Source organism: Shewanella sp. HL-SH8 (assembly GCF_051165765.1).
Taxonomy (GTDB): domain Bacteria; phylum Pseudomonadota; class Gammaproteobacteria; order Enterobacterales; family Shewanellaceae; genus Shewanella; species Shewanella glacialimarina.
Map to the genome: position 1 here is coordinate 766,145 of NZ_CP195039.1, position 17,157 is coordinate 783,301.

13 protein-coding genes are annotated in these 17,157 nt (G+C 42.4%); 9 read left to right on the forward strand and 4 right to left on the reverse strand.

Annotated features, from left to right (window positions below):
• Positions 1–134: 134 nt before the first annotated feature.
• From ACRWQN_RS03440 to ACRWQN_RS03450, 3 genes are all read right to left on the reverse strand, one after another.
• Positions 135–1,067 (reverse strand): acyltransferase, encoded by a 933-nt coding sequence (locus ACRWQN_RS03440; protein WP_434939780.1) that lies wholly within the window; start codon positions 1,065–1,067, stop codon positions 135–137.
• Between the two features lie 6 nt (positions 1,068–1,073).
• Positions 1,074–2,009: an acyltransferase gene (locus ACRWQN_RS03445; RefSeq protein WP_434930637.1), complete on the reverse strand. Its 936-nt coding sequence runs from the start codon at positions 2,007–2,009 to the stop codon at positions 1,074–1,076.
• 71 nt (positions 2,010–2,080) lie between these two features.
• A complete protein-coding gene (locus ACRWQN_RS03450; RefSeq protein WP_434939781.1) occupies positions 2,081–3,607 on the reverse strand; it encodes a YifB family Mg chelatase-like AAA ATPase in 1,527 nt (508 codons plus the stop codon).
• A gap of 296 nt (positions 3,608–3,903) precedes the next feature.
• Between ACRWQN_RS03450 and ACRWQN_RS03455 the strand changes: the two genes are divergently transcribed.
• Entirely contained in the window at positions 3,904–5,196 is a 1,293-nt protein-coding gene (locus ACRWQN_RS03455; protein WP_434930635.1) for a hemolysin family protein, read from the forward strand.
• On the opposite strand, the gene ilvY is transcribed toward ACRWQN_RS03455, so the two are convergent.
• Entirely contained in the window at positions 5,193–6,065 is an 873-nt protein-coding gene (gene ilvY, locus ACRWQN_RS03460) for an HTH-type transcriptional activator IlvY (protein ID WP_434939782.1), read from the reverse strand. The genes ACRWQN_RS03455 and ilvY overlap by 4 nt on opposite strands.
• Before the next feature lie 199 nt (positions 6,066–6,264).
• On the opposite strand from ilvY, the gene ilvC reads away from it, so the two are divergent.
• From ilvC to ACRWQN_RS03500, 8 genes are all read left to right on the forward strand, one after another.
• A complete protein-coding gene (ilvC, locus tag ACRWQN_RS03465; protein WP_434939783.1) occupies positions 6,265–7,746 on the forward strand; it encodes a ketol-acid reductoisomerase in 1,482 nt (493 codons plus the stop codon).
• Between the two features lie 579 nt (positions 7,747–8,325).
• A complete protein-coding gene (ilvG, locus tag ACRWQN_RS03470; protein ID WP_434939784.1) occupies positions 8,326–10,011 on the forward strand; it encodes an acetolactate synthase 2 catalytic subunit in 1,686 nt (561 codons plus the stop codon).
• Entirely contained in the window at positions 10,011–10,271 is a 261-nt protein-coding gene (gene ilvM, locus ACRWQN_RS03475; RefSeq protein WP_434928924.1) for an acetolactate synthase 2 small subunit, read from the forward strand. The genes ilvG and ilvM overlap by 1 nt, the downstream gene beginning before the upstream one ends.
• A gap of 69 nt (positions 10,272–10,340) precedes the next feature.
• The gene (ilvD, locus tag ACRWQN_RS03480) at positions 10,341–12,200 is read left to right on the forward strand and encodes a dihydroxy-acid dehydratase (protein WP_434939785.1); all 1,860 of its coding nucleotides are present in this window, start codon (positions 10,341–10,343) and stop codon (positions 12,198–12,200) included.
• A 3-nt stretch (positions 12,201–12,203) separates the two neighbouring features.
• Positions 12,204–13,781: a threonine ammonia-lyase, biosynthetic gene (ilvA, locus tag ACRWQN_RS03485; protein WP_434939786.1), complete on the forward strand. Its 1,578-nt coding sequence runs from the start codon at positions 12,204–12,206 to the stop codon at positions 13,779–13,781.
• Between the two features lie 161 nt (positions 13,782–13,942).
• A complete protein-coding gene (locus ACRWQN_RS03490; protein ID WP_434939787.1) occupies positions 13,943–15,079 on the forward strand; it encodes a pyridoxal-phosphate-dependent aminotransferase family protein in 1,137 nt (378 codons plus the stop codon).
• Between the two features lie 184 nt (positions 15,080–15,263).
• Positions 15,264–16,070, forward strand: a complete 807-nt coding sequence (locus ACRWQN_RS03495) for a substrate-binding periplasmic protein (protein ID WP_434939788.1) — start codon at positions 15,264–15,266, stop codon at positions 16,068–16,070.
• A 311-nt stretch (positions 16,071–16,381) separates the two neighbouring features.
• Entirely contained in the window at positions 16,382–17,134 is a 753-nt protein-coding gene (locus ACRWQN_RS03500) for a hypothetical protein (protein ID WP_434939789.1), read from the forward strand.
• Positions 17,135–17,157: the final 23 nt, after the last annotated feature.

The window sequence follows — 17,157 nt, forward strand, 5'->3', positions numbered from 1 at the left end:
TATGAAATGACAGCCTAAATCAATACTACCTTGTAAGGTGGGAAATTCAATTGTTAATCAATTATTAATAGATATATTTTTTCGTTAACTATTTGCTATTGATTATAGCTAGTTTTACAGATGATGCTTGATCGTTATTGTTTGTTGCTTGTTATAGATTTATCAGCATATTGCTTAAGGATGCCATCGATTTGGTTATCTTTCTCTAACCACAAATCATTCAACCAACGCTGAAATTCAGCTCTATATTCCGCCTGAGAAAAATAAACTTCAGGGTCAACTTTAGGAACGGGGAGTATTTCAACTCTCATAACAACTTTTTTAACACGACCATTCATCACGCCATAAAGTATATCTTCATCAGCCTTTGCGTCTGGATACACTAAAGTAATATTAAGAAGGCTAGTAAATTGTTCACCCATTGCCGAAAGCGTAAAAGCAATACCACCCGCTTTTGCGCGCAGTAAATGTTGGTAAGGTGATTGTTGGCGTTGATGTTTTTCTAGCGTGAAGCGACTACCTTCAACGTAGTTAATAATAGAGGTTGGTAAATGTTTAAATCGAGCGCAAGCCTTGCGAGTCGTTGCTAAGTCTTTACCTTTTAATTTAGGATTTTTACGTAACTTTGCAGGGCTAGTTCTATGCATAAATGGCATATCCAGCGCCCAACAGCCCAATCCCATAATGGGTACATACATCAATTCTTGTTTGAGAAAAAACTTTAGCATTGGAATATGGTTACGCAGTAAATAGGTTTGCGCAGCAATATCAAAACCGCTTAAGTGATTACTTATCAGTAAATACCAGCTATTTTTATCAAGATTCTCAAGCCCTTCAACGTCCCATTCAATATTAGAAATTAGTGCTAAAATGCCGCCATTGCAGACTGCCCAGCACCACATAAAGCGATTCATTAAGTGAGATAAACCTAAGCGAATAGTTTTGACTGGCAATAGTAATTTAACAATGCCGCCAATGCTGAGTAATGAGCTCCAAACAATAGTATTGATAATCAATAAAGTCAGACTTATTGCGTATAAAATTGGGCCAGGTAAAAACGATAACATTGATATTTATGCCTTTTTCGTGCACTTATTGCTAATTGCCGCGCTATGACTTGGGGCTGTGCAGTGCTGATGATACTGTTGTAATTTTTGATCTTTCTCAGACCAAAATTGGTTTAGCTGCTCTTGAAAATCAATTTTAAATTGGCGGTCGTTAATATAATCACCGCGCATATTCTGTGGAATATCGCTAATTTCAATATTGACTTTAATGTGCTTGGTTTGCCCACAGATATACCCCCAAAATGAAGGCACCTGTTCAGGATAATAAATAGTTACATTGACTAACTTATTAATGTGCTGACCCATAGCTGAAAGTGCGAAGGCCATTCCACCTGCTTTAGGTTTTAATAGGTGTTGAAAAGACGATGCCTGTAGTTGATGTTTTACGTTATTAAAGCGAGTACCTTCTACAAAATTCATTACACTGACAGGCTTAGTTTTAAATTTTTCGCAGGCTTTGCGGGTAATTTCGATGTCTTTACCTTTAAGCTTAGGGTTTTTCTTGAGTTGTGCATGACTAAAACGGCGCATAAAAGGAAAGTCTAATGCCCACCAAACAAGACCTAACACAGGCACATAAAGTAGCTCTTGTTTGAGAAAAAATTTAAGAAAAGGAATTTTGCCATTTAATATACGTTGCAGTACTAAGATATCGACCCAGGACTGATGGTTTGCAATTACCATATACCATTGTTTTTGATCAAAATCAGTATCACCAGTGACTTCAAAAGTGACCGGGTGAAGGATTCTTTCAGTGAGAGTATTGCAGTAAATCCATGCAGAAGCACAATGATCGGCGATATAACTGCAAATCTTGTCGATTATTTTTAAAGGGATTAGTTTGATTAAGCCAAAAACCAAAATGGGGATAGCCCAAAATAGTGTATTTATGCAGTAGCATATAAATGCTAACGATCCTTTAATTTTTGAAAACAACGACATCTAACTCTCCTGTAAATGGAGGTCTATATTACTCGTTGTATAGGTTTAGCTCAATCAGTAGCGATTTTATTTTAATATTGTCTACTTAAACTGGCCAGTAGGCGGTCCATTGCGCGGTACCCCAAGGCCTGAGCTATGTGACTTCGCTCTGTCTTTTGACTATTTTGTAGATCAGCAATGGTACGAGCTACGCGCTGAATTCGGTGAAAGCTACGCACCGATAACCCGAGTTTAACTACACTTTGTTCTAAAAAAACCAGATCTTGATGGCAAATACCGCTGTGCTGGTTAAGCAGTTTAGGGCTCAATTCGCTATTTAACACCCCGTTGCGACTCAGTTGTAAATCTCGAGCATGTTTGACTCGCAGTGCAATGCTAGCGCTGGTTTCTGAAGTGGTATTGGTCTGAGTTAACGTACCAGAGGGTAATTTAGGCACATCAATAGTTAAATCAAATCGGTCTAAAAAAGGCCCTGATAAACGTGATAAATAACGCTGAATTTGATCTGGTGTCGCACGGGCGTGTTCGGTATCACCGCATGGACTAGGATTCATTGCAGCAATTAGCTGAAATCGGCTTGAAAAAGTCAGCTTGGCTGCGGCGCGTGAGATCACCACCTCACCACTTTCCATCGGCTCCCTTAGGCAATCTAATACTTTACGGGGAAACTCGGCTATTTCATCTAAAAAGAGAATGCCGCGATGGGCTAATGAAATCTCCCCAGGTTTTGGGTGGCTACCGCCGCCGACTAATGAAATCGAGGAGCAAGTATGATGTGGCGCGCGAAAGGGGCGGTTCAAGAAGTTAGCCGGTTTAATACTGAGCGCCGCCACTGAATGAATCGCCGCGACTTCTATTGCTTCTTCATAAGTCAGTTTAGGCATCAACGGAATAATTCGATTGGCCAACATCGACTTGCCAGTACCTGGTGGCCCGAGCATTAGCATGTTATGCCCGCCAGCAGCGGCAATTTCTAATGCTTGTTTTGCTTGGTGCTGGCCAATCACTTCGCTCATACATAAATGGCTTTCATCAGTGGGGGCGTCATCTATCCATTGGGGTAAGTTATCTAACTTAGGCAATTGTGATTGCCCGTGAAGAAAAGCCGCTAAGTGCTGTAAATGGGCAACAAAAAAGCAGTGTTCATAGCCTACAAGTTCTGCTTCATAACGATTTTCTAGTGGCATAAATAAATGATGATATTGATTTTTTGCAGCGATAATGGCGGGCAAAATACCACTACAGGATCTAACATGCCCCGATAGTGCAAGCTCACCAATAAATTCATATTGGGCGATATTCTTAATTGGAATTTGCCCTGATGCAGCTAAAATGCCAATAGCGATAGGTAAATCGTAGCGACCACCCTGTTTAGGTAAGTCTGCAGGGGCAAGATTGACGGTAATTCGGCGTTGTGGCACTTCAAAGCCTGCATTTATCAAGGCGCTGCGGACTCGCTCTTTTGCTTCTTTTACTGAGGTTTCTGGCAAGCCGACTAAATTAAAGGCCGGCAGACCATTACTTAAATGGACTTCAACGGTCACTATGGGGGCATCAACGCCACAACTGGCGCGAGTGTTAATACAGGCAATTGCCATAAACAGATCCTTTGCTGTGGATAATCCTGATTCCATGGATTAATCAATAAAAAATATAGGCAGTTCGATCAATATTCAGTAAGTGTAGACTATTTTATAAATAATACTTCGAGTACCATACGGCGATTTTTAACAGCACAAAGATGCTCAATTCAACTAAAGTAGATTAATGCCGTTTTCAAGTTAGCTGTAACTGCCAAAGTTGTTGCTATTTGATCCCCTTATAATGGTCATGATGTTTATCGTGCTCCTAGCGATTTAACCAGCCTATAAACAAAAATTAGGCAGAGGTAGTAATGAGTTTTGTTGACAACTTTTTAATTATGATGGGCTTAATTGCGATTAGCTGTTTCTTTTCTATGTCAGAAATAGCCCTAGCAGCCGGACGTAAAATCCGCTTGCAAGCCCTTGCTGAAGAAGGGGATGTTCGTGCAGTTAAAGTGCTGAATTTACAAGCTCATCCGGGCAGTTTTTTTACGGTTGTGCAAATAGGACTTAATGCCGTCGCCATTATGGGTGGTATTGTGGGTGAAGGTGCATTTAGGCCATATTTTGAAGGTCTATTATCGTCATGGGTTGACCCTGCTTGGGTCAGTCAAAGCAGTTTTGTATTATCATTTATTTGTGTGACTTCACTGTTTATCTTATTTGCTGATTTAATGCCAAAACGTATTGCCATGGTGATGCCTGAAAAAGTGGCGGTGACCCTAGTCGCGCCTATGATAGTGTGTATTACGCTGCTAAAACCCTTTGTTTGGCTTTTTAATGGTTTGGCGAATGGCTTATTTAAGTTATTACAAATTCCTATGATACGGAATGACCAAATTACCCATGATGATATTTACGCGATCATGAGTGCTGGCACTGAAGCGGGTGTTCTGGACAAAGGCGAGCAGCAAATGATGGAGAATGTATTTGAAATGCAGTCCGTCCCTGTTACCTCAGCAATGACAGCACGTGAAAGTTTAGTGTTTTTTTTACAGCAAGATTCTGAAGACACTATAAAGCGTAAAATTGCAGATCAACCCCACAGCAAGTTTTTGGTGTGTAATGGCCAACTAGATACCATTTTGGGTTATGTCGATGCTAAAGAGATTTTGCTTAGGGTAATTAACGGCCAAAGTATTAACTTAAAAGACAGTTCCTTGGTGCATAGCTGTCTGATTATTCCCGATACACTGACCTTGTCAGAGTCGATGGAGTACTTTAAAAATAATCGCACCGGATTTGCGGTAGTGATGAATGAATACGCTTTAGTTGTCGGTATCGTGACCACCAATGATTTACAAAGTGCAGTGATGGGTGCTTGGTCGTTACACGAAAGTGAAGAGCAAATTGTCAGTCGTGATGACAGCTCATGGTTAGTGGATGGCGTGACACCGATAACCGATGTGATGCGAGCATTTAATATCGAGTCATTTCCCCACAGTCAGAACTATGAAACCATCGCGGGTTTTATTATGTATATGCTACGTAAAATCCCCAAACGAACCGACTTCGTTAATTATGGCGGCTATAAATTTGAAGTGGTCGACATTGATTCATACAAAGTCGACCAGTTATTAGTGACGAAAATAGACTTACTTTAAATGACCTGTAAAAACGCATTGATGATCGGATCGTCAGTGCGTTTGTCTTTGCAACAACAGCCTAGCTCAAACCCTGGAATTTCAACCGGTGAAGCCACCATTTGAATCCGTCCTCGCACTGGGCTATTTTGAATCACTACATCAGGGCTAATGCCAACCCCGCATCCTAGCGCCACCATTGAAGCAATAGCCTCTTGTCCAGCAACTTGAGCGTATATATTCGGCTTGAAACCCATTTGCTTAAACCAATTATCAACACGACGGCGTCCAGGGCCATGATCAGGCACAATAAACGGCAACTTGTCCCATTCAATATTGGCTTGCGACACCATTTGTTGAACCTGGCAGGGCATAGTGGGCGCGATAATAGATAAAGGTACATAATCAATTTTACTGAAATGAATACTGGATGCAAGGGCATCTGGCAGCGCAAGTATGGCAATGTCAGCCCTATTTTGTTGCACTTCGTTTATGGCATTAGCAGGGTCGCCAGTGGTTAAGTTGATTTCTACATGCGGATGTTCACGCCTAAATCGGTCTAATAGTGACGGTAAGTGACTGTAAGCTGCGGTAACCGAGCAGAAAATATTTAACCGGCCACGTAACACATTTTGTTGTGGATCAATGCGCTGTTTCAACTGTGTCCATTCAGATAACGTTTGTTCAGCAAAATGCTTAAACTCAACTCCGGCATGGGTTAGGCTGACACTGCGATTATCTCGCTCAAGCAATTTACAACCTACTTCCTCTTCTAATCTTTGCATGGCTCGGCTGAGTGTTGATGGGCTGACGTGGGTTTGCTCGGCCGTTTTGGCAAAGTGCAAACTATCGCATAAATGTAAGTAAAGCTTGAGTGAACGAATATCCATAACACCCCAGATATTAGGTTAAGTGTGCGCTGTTTGATATAGCAAACTATATCATTTCATTAAATGCAATTACAAATGTCAAATATATCATTTTAAGCAATAACATGCTTGCGCTATAGTGAGCTTAATCACAACTTCCGATGATGTAAATTATCTGAATGTTGCGTCTCAAATTTCTGAATTTTATAGGTGGTATCAGATGGCTAACTATTTTAACTCTCTGAATTTACGTCAACAATTATCTCAATTAGCACAATGTCGTTTTATGGACCGCAGCGAATTCTTAGACGGCTGCAATTATATTAAAGATTGGAACATTGTTATTTTAGGTTGTGGTGCTCAGGGGCTTAACCAGGGCTTAAACATGCGTGACTCAGGCTTAAATATTTCATTTGCCTTGCGTCCTCAAGCCATTGCTGAAAAGCGTGCCTCTTGGCAAAAAGCTACCGACAACGGTTTTACCGTTGGTACCTTTGAAGAGCTTATTCCAGCTGCAGATTTAGTATTAAACCTGACACCTGACAAACAGCACACTGATGTTGTTAATGCGGTTATGCCATTAATGAAGCAAGGAGCAACATTATCTTATTCTCACGGTTTTAATATCGTTGAAGAAGGCATGCAAGTGCGGTCAGACATCACTGTCGTGATGGTGGCACCTAAATGTCCAGGTACTGAAGTGCGTGAAGAATATAAGCGCGGCTTTGGTGTACCAACATTGATTGCGGTTCACCCTGAAAACGATCCTAATGGTGATGGCTTAGACATTGCTAAAGCCTATGCAAGTGCTACTGGTGGCGATCGTGCTGGTGTACTACTGTCATCGTTTATTGCCGAAGTTAAGTCAGATTTAATGGGTGAGCAAACGATTTTATGTGGCATGTTACAAACCGGTGCCATTTTAGGTTACGAGAAAATGGTTGCCGACGGTGTTGAGCCAGGTTATGCCAGTAAACTTATCCAGCAAGGTTGGGAAACCGTTACCGAAGCGCTTAAGCACGGCGGCATCACTAACATGATGGATCGTTTATCCAACCCAGCTAAAATTAAAGCCTTTGATATGGCAGAAGAATTAAAAGAAATTCTTGCGCCATTATTTGCTAAGCATATGGATGACATCATTAGTGGTGAATTTTCTCGCACCATGATGGCTGATTGGGCTAATGATGATGCCAACTTGCTTAAGTGGCGTGCAGAAACGAACGAAACCGCCTTTGAAAACTCACCGGTTTCAAGTGAGCACATCGACGAGCAAACGTACTTTGATAAGGGTATCTTTTTAGTTGCGATGATCAAAGCCGGTGTTGAGCTAGCATTCGATACTATGGTTGCTTCAGGTATTGTCGAAGAGTCAGCTTATTATGAGTCGCTACATGAAACGCCGTTAATTGCTAACACTATTGCACGCAAGCGATTGTATGAAATGAACATTGTTATTTCAGATACCGCTGAATATGGTTGTTACTTATTTAACCATGCCGCAGTGCCGTTATTACGTGATTACGTTAATGCCATGTCACCAGAGTTTTTAGGTAGTGGTTTAAAATCAACCGCTACAGGTGTAGATAACCTTCGTTTAATTGAAGTCAATGACGCTATTCGCAACACTGATGTTGAGTTTGTAGGTGCAGAGCTTCGCGGTTATATGACTGATATGAAAAGTATTGTAGAAGCTAGCTAACTACTAGTGGCTTAATCATTAAGCCGTTAATTCGTTAGAGTTATAGTCTAGGTTTATGAAATTAGATTTGTAAAAAAGTACTGATGAAGTACCTGTTCAGTTTAGATTATTTAATTAATCATAAGTTGTCGGACAGGCATCATTAGAGTGAGTAACTAAGGTGACCACTCTAGCAAATTTTTATTTGAGTAATCTAAATTGGGTTACTGCCAAATTTTTAGTTTGTTGTTTGCATTGTCTCGGCAGGGAAGCTGAATTTTTTTTACAATACCGATTTTTACTTGTGTTGGATGAAGTTTGTATGGTATCACTTATCACACAGTTGATATTCAACACTCAAATTAGGAACTCAGTCTTTATATGTTTAACCAAGTAGCCCTACTCATTATTTCGATTATTACCGTAGTGATTATTAAATCACAGCGGGGGCTGCATTTGGCAAAAAGACTGACCTAAAGGTCACAAAATTCCAAAAACCCCCGCTCCGAAAGGACCGGGGGTTTTTTGTTTTAAGGCGTTTGAACATTCACTGAACATACACATTGTCATCAAGTAGCGTTAATAAGTAGAGAGTACATTATGGAAGTAGGGCAAAAAATGAGAGGCGCAGACGCCGTAATCAAAGTACTAGCCGCACATGGTGTAACCACAGTGTTTGGTTACCCAGGTGGGGCTATTATGCCGATTTATGATGCCCTTTATGGTAGCCCTGTTGAGCATCTGTTAAGTCGCCATGAACAAGGTGCCGCTTTTGCCGCAGTCGGGTACGCCAGAGCCAGTGGCAAAACCGGTGTATGCTTTGCAACATCAGGACCGGGAGCGACAAATTTAATCACCTCACTTGCTGATGCATTACTTGATTCCGTGCCGTTAGTTGCCATTACAGGCCAGGTGTCGACCAGTGTAATTGGTACTGACGCCTTCCAAGAAATTGATGTGCTGGGCATGTCACTGTCTTGTACCAAGCACAGTTTTATGGTGACAGACATCAATGAACTCATTCCTACTTTATATCGCGCCTTTGAAATTGCCGCCTCTGGAAGACCTGGGCCTGTGTTGGTCGATATCCCTAAAGACATTCAAATAGCCGAACTTGAATACAAAACACCACTGCAATCGGTGGAAGTTGAATTGCAAGCCGAACAGGCTGATTTGGACGCCGCAGCTGAATTAATCAAAGCCGCCAAAAAACCCATGTTATACGTCGGTGGTGGTGTCGGTATGGCAGGTGCTGTCGGGCACTTACGTCAGTTTATTGCTCAAACAAAAATACCGTCTGTAGCCACTTTAAAGGGGCTTGGCAGTATTGCCCATGATGCACCGGGTTATCTTGGTATGTTAGGGATGCACGGCGGCAAAGCGGCTAATTTAGCGGTACAAGAATGTGATTTATTAATCGTAGTTGGGGCACGCTTTGATGACCGTGTAACCGGCCGTTTAGCCAGTTTTGCCAGTAATGCCAAAGTGCTTCATTTAGATATCGATGCCGCCGAACTGGGTAAACTACGTCAAGCAGATGTGGCTATCGCAGCTGAGCTTAGAGTGGTATTGCCAGCCTTAGCAGAAGCAGTCGTTGATGCGGTGCATATTCAGCCGTGGTTACAAGATATTGCCGACATGTCACGTCAATATAAATGGGATTATAACCACCCAGGTGAACTGATTTTTGCGCCTTCTATGTTACGTCGTTTAGCCAATAAGTTGCCTGAAGATAGCGTGGTAAGTTGTGATGTGGGTCAGCACCAAATGTGGGTGGCTCAACATATGTGGTTTAGACGCCCAGAAGACCACTTGTCTAGCGCAGGCCTTGGCACTATGGGATTTGGATTGCCAGCTGCCATTGGCGCACAAGTAGCCAGACCTAATGCAACTGTGGTGACTGTGTCGGGTGATGGCTCGTTCATGATGAATGTGCAAGAGTTAACCACCATCAAGCGCCGTAAGTTACCGGTTAAAATTTTACTGGTTGATAACCAAAAATTAGGCATGGTGAAGCAATGGCAGCAGCTATTTTTTGAAGAACGCTACAGCGAAACAGATTTATCAGACAACCCTAACTTTGTGTTAATGGCATCGGCATTTGATATCCCAGGGCGTACCATTACCCGCGCAGATCAGGTCGAAGAAGCCCTAGATGAAATGATTAATACCCCAGGTCCATTTATGTTGCATGTGTCGATTGATGACGCTTTCAACGTTTGGCCATTAGTGCCTCCAGGGGCCAGTAACAGTGAAATGATGGATCAAATGGAGAAGCAAACATGATGCTACATAATCTAGAGATAACCGTAAAACAATGTCCTGAAGTACTAGAGCGTGTACTACGTGTTACACGTCACCGTGGCTTTAAAGTGACTGAAATGAAAATGCACACTAAGGATGACAGCAACCTAGCGATTAATTTATGGGTTGAAGCCGAGCGTGCGATTGAATTATTAAGCAACCAATTAGACAAGCTGATTGATGTGACACAGTGTAAAGTGTTACCCGTTGCCGCCCAATTAGATAAAACAGTAAACGCTTAATATTTTTAGCTTTCATCAGCAAAGATTAATCGATTTTATGCAGTAAAGAATTAAACAAGGAATAAAGCAATGCCAAAACTACGTTCAGCAACCAGTACCGAAGGTCGTAACATGGCAGGAGCTCGCGCACTTTGGCGCGCAACAGGCGTGAAAGAAACGGATTTTGGTAAGCCAATTATTGCCATCTCTAACTCATTTACTCAATTTGTGCCGGGTCATGTGCATTTAAAAGATATGGGCTCGTTAGTAGCAAGCGCTATTGAAGAAGCAGGCGGTATCGCCAAAGAATTTAACACTATCGCAGTAGATGATGGTATTGCCATGGGCCATGGCGGCATGCTTTATAGCCTGCCATCACGTGAGTTAATTGCCGACAGCGTTGAATACATGGTTAATGCCCACTGTGCCGATGCATTAGTGTGTATTTCAAACTGCGACAAAATCACCCCAGGCATGTTGATGGCTGCACTAAGATTAAATATCCCAGTGGTTTTTGTCTCTGGTGGCCCAATGGAAGCTGGCAAAACTAAGCTATCAGATAAAATTATCAAACTTGATTTAGTCGATGCCATGGTTGCTGGTGCTGACACCAATGTTAGCGATGAAGACAGCAAACAAATTGAACGCAGTGCCTGTCCTACTTGTGGCTCGTGTTCGGGTATGTTTACCGCAAACTCAATGAACTGCCTAACTGAAGCGCTAGGGTTATCGTTACCGGGTAATGGCTCAATGTTGGCTACCCATGCGGATCGCCGTGAACTGTTTTTAGAAGCGGGTCGCCGAGTCATGAAGCTCGCCGAGCGTTATTACAAGCATGACGATGAAACTGCTTTACCACGTAATATCGCCTCATTTAAAGCGTTTGAAAACGCAACAACTTTAGATATCGCCATGGGCGGTTCATCTAACACGGTATTGCATTTATTGGCCGCCGCCCATGAAGCGGAAGTTGATTTCACCATGGCCGATATTGACCGTATTTCACGTTTAGTGCCGCACCTTTGTAAAGTCGCGCCATCTACCCCTAAATATCATATGGAAGACGTTCACCGTGCGGGTGGCGTCATGGGTATTTTAGGTGAGTTAGACAGAGCAGGCCTATTACATAATGACGTACCACATGTGGCTGCGGATAATGGCGGTGACTTAAAGTCAGTGTTAGCCAAATATGATATTAAACAAACCAATGACCCTGCCGTTATACGTTTCTTCAGTGCAGGACCTGCTGGTATTCCAACCCAAAAGGCCTTTAGCCAAGATTGTCGCTGGGACACTGTTGATGATGACCGTGAAAACGGCTGTATCCGTACGCGTGAATTCGCTTTCAGCCAAGAAGGCGGCTTAGCGGTATTGTCGGGTAATATCGCTGAAAAAGGCTGTATTGTGAAAACCGCAGGGGTTGATGATTCTAATTTAACCTTTGTGGGCAGCGCCCGTATTTATGAAAGCCAAGATGATGCCGTCGCCGGTATTTTAGGTGGCGAAGTTGTTGCCGGTGATGTGGTGGTTATTCGCTATGAAGGCCCTAAAGGTGGCCCAGGTATGCAGGAAATGCTGTACCCAACTACCTACCTTAAGTCTCGTGGGTTAGGGACCAAGTGTGCGTTAATTACCGATGGACGTTTCTCTGGCGGCACTTCTGGTTTATCGATTGGCCATATATCACCAGAAGCGGCTTCAGGTGGCACTATTGCCTTGATTGAAAATGGCGATCAAATTGCCATTGATATCCCTAATCGTAGTATCAAACTGAACGTCAGTGACCAAGCTTTAGCCGCGCGCCGCCAAGCGATGGACGCCAAAGGTGTGTTCGGTTGGAAACCTATTGGTCGTGAACGTTATGTTTCATTGGCGTTGAAAGCGTATGCGCTATTAGCCACCAGTGCCGATCAAGGTGCTGTGCGCGATCGCAGTAAGTTAGAGGGATAGATTATGCAGCCCTTGGCATCATCAACTCAATTGGAACTAGCGCCCATGCCCTTAGCTCAGCAGTATTTGCAAAAGATTTTGCTGTCATCCGTTTATGATATTGCCGAGGTGACACCATTATCTGCGATGAAAAAATTGTCAGCCCGCTTAGGTTGCGATGTATTTCTAAAGCGTGAAGACATGCAGCCTGTGCACTCGTTTAAATTGCGTGGTGCTTATAACCGCATTGCGCAGTTAACCTCCGAGCAATGCGCTTGTGGGGTCGTGTGTGCATCAGCCGGTAATCATGCCCAAGGCGTGGCTATGTCGGCCGCAAGTCGCGGCATTAATGCGGTCATTGTCATGCCAAACACAACGCCAGACATTAAAATCGATGCGGTAAAGCGTTTGGGCGGCACCGTGGTATTACACGGTCAAGCATTTGACCAAGCTAATGAATATGCTAAAGCGCTGTCAGAATCTGAAGGTCGGGTGTACATTGCCCCATTTGATGATGAAGCTGTCATCGCTGGACAGGGCACAATTGCCCAAGAAATGGTGCAACAACAACGCGGGCTTGATGTGGTGTTTGTACCTGTTGGTGGTGGCGGGTTAATTGCAGGTATTGCGGCGTATTATAAAGCGGTAATGCCACACGTAAAAATTATTGGTGTTGAGCCGGAGGATGCCGCGTGTTTAAAAGCGGCATTAGAAGCCGATGAGCCCGTTACATTAAGTCAGGTAGGTTTATTTGCCGATGGCGTAGCCGTTAAGCGCATTGGTGATGAGCCTTTTCGGGTTGCTCGAGAATATGTTGATCATGTGATTACAGTCACCTCGGATGAAATTTGCGCTGCAGTAAAAGATATTTTTGAGGACACCCGTGCGATAGCTGAGCCCGCTGGTGCGTTATCCATTGCCGGTTTGAAAAAGTATATGCTCGCGTATCAAAGTGACACGGATAAACCATTAAAAGTGGCGGCTATTTTAAGTGGCGCTAATGTTAATTTTCATAGCCTGCGTTATGTGTCTGAACGTTGTGAGTTAGGCGAGCAAAAAGAAGCGGTTTTAGCGGTAAAAGTGCCTGAACAACCTGGCAGCTTTTTGCGCTTTTGTGAGTTACTTGAAAAACGGGTCATGACCGAGTTTAACTATCGTTTCAGCAGCCGAGATATGGCGGTAGTCTTTGCCGGTATTCGCTTAAGTGGTGGTAAAAATGAGCTAAAAGGCATTATTGCTAAGCTAGAGTCAGAAGGCTTTGAAGTTCAAGACTTATCTCAAGACGAAACCGCAAAACTGCATGTGCGCTATATGGTTGGTGGTCACCCGTTAGAGCCATTAGAAGAGCGGTTATTCAGTTTTGAGTTCCCTGAGCATCCTGGCGCATTGTTGAAGTTTTTAACCACATTACAAAGTAAGTGGAATATCAGTTTATTTCACTATCGTAACCACGGCGCAGCCTTTGGTCGAGTGTTAGCGGGTTTTGAAGTGCCAGCAAAAGATGATGTTGCCTTTGGCCACTTTTTGACCGAGCTTGGCTTTGTTTATCAAGAAGAAACACACAGCCCCGCATATAAGTTATTTTTAAATTCCAGTAAATAATCTTTTAGCATTGGCTTCTTTTGCAAGCCAATGTGATAAGTTTACGTTAAGGGCTAAAACGAGAACATACTCGTTGGCTGAGTACTATTTTTCTATGTAGGGTAAATTTTTTCAACTACTGCTATTTAATAAAATAGCTAGACCTAGTTAAGGAGACATTGATGTTGCCCGTACCGCAAATTGCTGCTTTTAACCCTCCACGCCGTATTTTGATGGGCCCAGGGCCGTCCGACGTTTATCCTGAAGTCTTGGCTGCACAAGCCAAGCCGACTATTGGTCATCTTGATCCGTTGTTCGTTAATATGATGGATGAGCTAAAACAACTGATCCAATATGCCTTTCAAACTAAGAATGAAATGACCCTAGCGGTATCTGCCCCAGGCAGTGCTGGCATGGAGACCTGTTTTGTCAACTTAGTTGAGCCAGGTGAAAAGGTCATTGTGTGTCGTAATGGGGTGTTTGGCGAACGTATGCGCCAAAACGTTGAACGTGTCGGCGGCGTAGCCGTGGTAGTTGATAATGCTTGGGGAGAACCTGTTTGTCCAGAAGCGGTTGAACAGGCATTAGTGGCCAACCCTGATGCAAAATTTTTAGCCTTTGTACATGCAGAAACATCGACTGGTGCGTTATCTGATGCGCAAACCCTGTGTACACTTGCACAGCTCCATGGCTGTTTAACCATAGTTGATGCGGTGACATCATTAGGGGGTGTTGAGCTACGTGTGGATGAATGGGGTATTGATGCTATTTATTCCGGTAGCCAAAAGTGCCTATCATGCGTGCCGGGCTTATCGCCGGTATCGTTTTCAGATAAAGCCGTTGAAAAGCTTAAAAACCGTAAAACACTAGTACAAAGTTGGTTTTTAGACCAAACATTAGTCATGGGTTATTGGAGTAATAGCGCTGGTGGTAAACGTAGCTATCATCACACCGCCCCCGTTAATGCATTATATGCCTTACATGAGTCATTACGTGTATTAGCAAACGAAGGGCTAGAAAATGCCTGGGCACGTCACCATAATATGCATGTAATTTTGCGCGACGGACTCACTAAGCTAGGACTTAAGTTCGTTGTTGAAGAGGCATACCGACTACCTCAGCTTAATACCGTTTATATTCCAGAAGGTATTGATGACGGCGCGGTGCGTAAACAACTGCTAGAGCAATATAACCTAGAAATAGGCGCAGGATTAGGCGCGTTAGGAGGGAAAGCCTGGCGCATCGGTTTGATGGGTTTTGGTGCTAGAGCTGAAAATGTGGCCTTATGCCTTAAAGCATTAGAAGATGTCATGAGTTAATTTTTTATGCTGATTAAACACAGGTGCCAATTGGTGCCTGTTTTTTTATGGCGACTTTACATACTTCACATTTATATTTATGGGGCTATATTTGTTGAATGGTTGAGCTTGATCAACATTGATTATTCACGCTATGCTTGCACTATAACTGGCACAAAAAATAATAAAAGGTAACACTTACCCTATGCTAGGTTCTCAAAGGCATTATTTCTCACTCGCTTTGACCTCTAGCGTATTACTGACGTGTCTAGCATCTATGCTTCAACTAGTCGTATCACAACCATTGTCTGCTACAGAGTTGAGGGTAGATAAAAAAATCATTATCGCGTCCCCTACAGCTCGCCCGCCTTATATATTACAAGATGAACAATCAGGTATTGAACTGGATATCATCCGTCAGGCATTTGCCAGTGAAGGCATAAAAGTCGAGTTTCAGTTTTCTTCCCGTAATCGCCAATTATTGCATTTTCAACAGAAAAAAGCGGATGCCATTATGACGGTAAATCAGCATACAGGTGTTGGAGGGTTCGCTTCAGATAATTATATTTCATACCACAATGTAGCGATTAGCTTAGCCAAAAATGACTTACGTATTACTAGCATTGATGATTTAAAACATTACAGCGTGGTGGCCTTTTTGAATGCCCAACACGTTATGGGCAACACTTTTAACAAAATGACCCAAAATAATCTCTCCTATTTGGAAGTGTCACCACAAGAAAAACAAAATAAAATGCTTTATAAAGAACGCATTGATATCGTGATAGCCGACCGGTACGTGTTCCAAGATTTAAACCGTATGATCGCCAAAGATATCGATGTAACAGCAAGCTTGCATTATCACATGATATTTTCAGGACCGGATTATTATCTAAGCTTCCATGACGAGGCATTAAAAAACACGTTTAATCGTGGTTTAAAAACAATTCGAGCCAGTGGTGAGTATAAGCAGCTTGAACAACAATATTTTGTCGATGTAGAAACAAAATAGCATATTACTGATTATCCGCTAGGCTAACTCAATTCACTTGATTCACTTTACTTCAATTTAATCCAATCCAATGCGCTAGTACCTTGATAACATAATAGCGTCGACCAGCTATTTTTAGCTAATTCCCCCATAGCAAACTAAACCATTAGATTAATCATTTGGTGTAATCGTCATTTTCAGCCCTTTAATAAGATTTTCCCCCTGCTTATAGATTATGTATTTTGTCTTAATTGTCAGCACGCTACTTTAATCACACAACCAGCGGTTCCTACCGTTGTAAAAAATAATCAATAGCTTAAAGAGGGCGCACCATGACTACTCATCAACACGTTGCTTTAGTACAACAATTTAAAACTCAAAAATTCATTAACTACATCTTAGGCATTAGTCTCTTTTCATTAGGAAGTTATGTTTTTTTAGATAAATTAGATAACAGCCCTAATAAGATGACGTTTGAAGAGATTTCTGTTGAACGTATTAATATTGTAGAGAAAAATGGCTTAAACCGAATGGTACTCTCAAACGCTGATAAAGCGCCTGGGGTTGATAAGTTTGGTAAGGAAGTATTTCGCTCTAATGAGCCTAGACCGGGTATGATTTTTTATAATGATGAGGGCACAGAAAATGGCGGTTTCATTTTCCGTGGTAAAAAAGACAATGGAGAGGTTAATCATGGGTTACACATGTCTTTTGATCGCTATAACCAAGACCAGACTATGATGATGCAGCATATTGAGCAAAAAGATTTTATGATCACCGGTTTAACCGTTATGGATAGACCCGATACCGATATGGACTTTGAATTGACCAAGGCATTTATTAAAGCGCAGTCAGAAGGAGATACTGCTAAATTAGCTGTCCTCGAGCAACAATATATAGAAGACAATAAAGGTGCAGTGCATCGTGCTTTTTACGGTACCTTAAATGGTAGCTCACAATTACGCTTAAATGATGCTCAGGGTAATAAGCGAATTCAACTGGTAGTGACTGAATCGGGTGAAGCAAAACTGGAGTTTTTAGACGACAAAGGCCAAGTGATTATGCGGTTGCCAGAAAATAATTAAACTCAAATGAATTTAAATAGAGT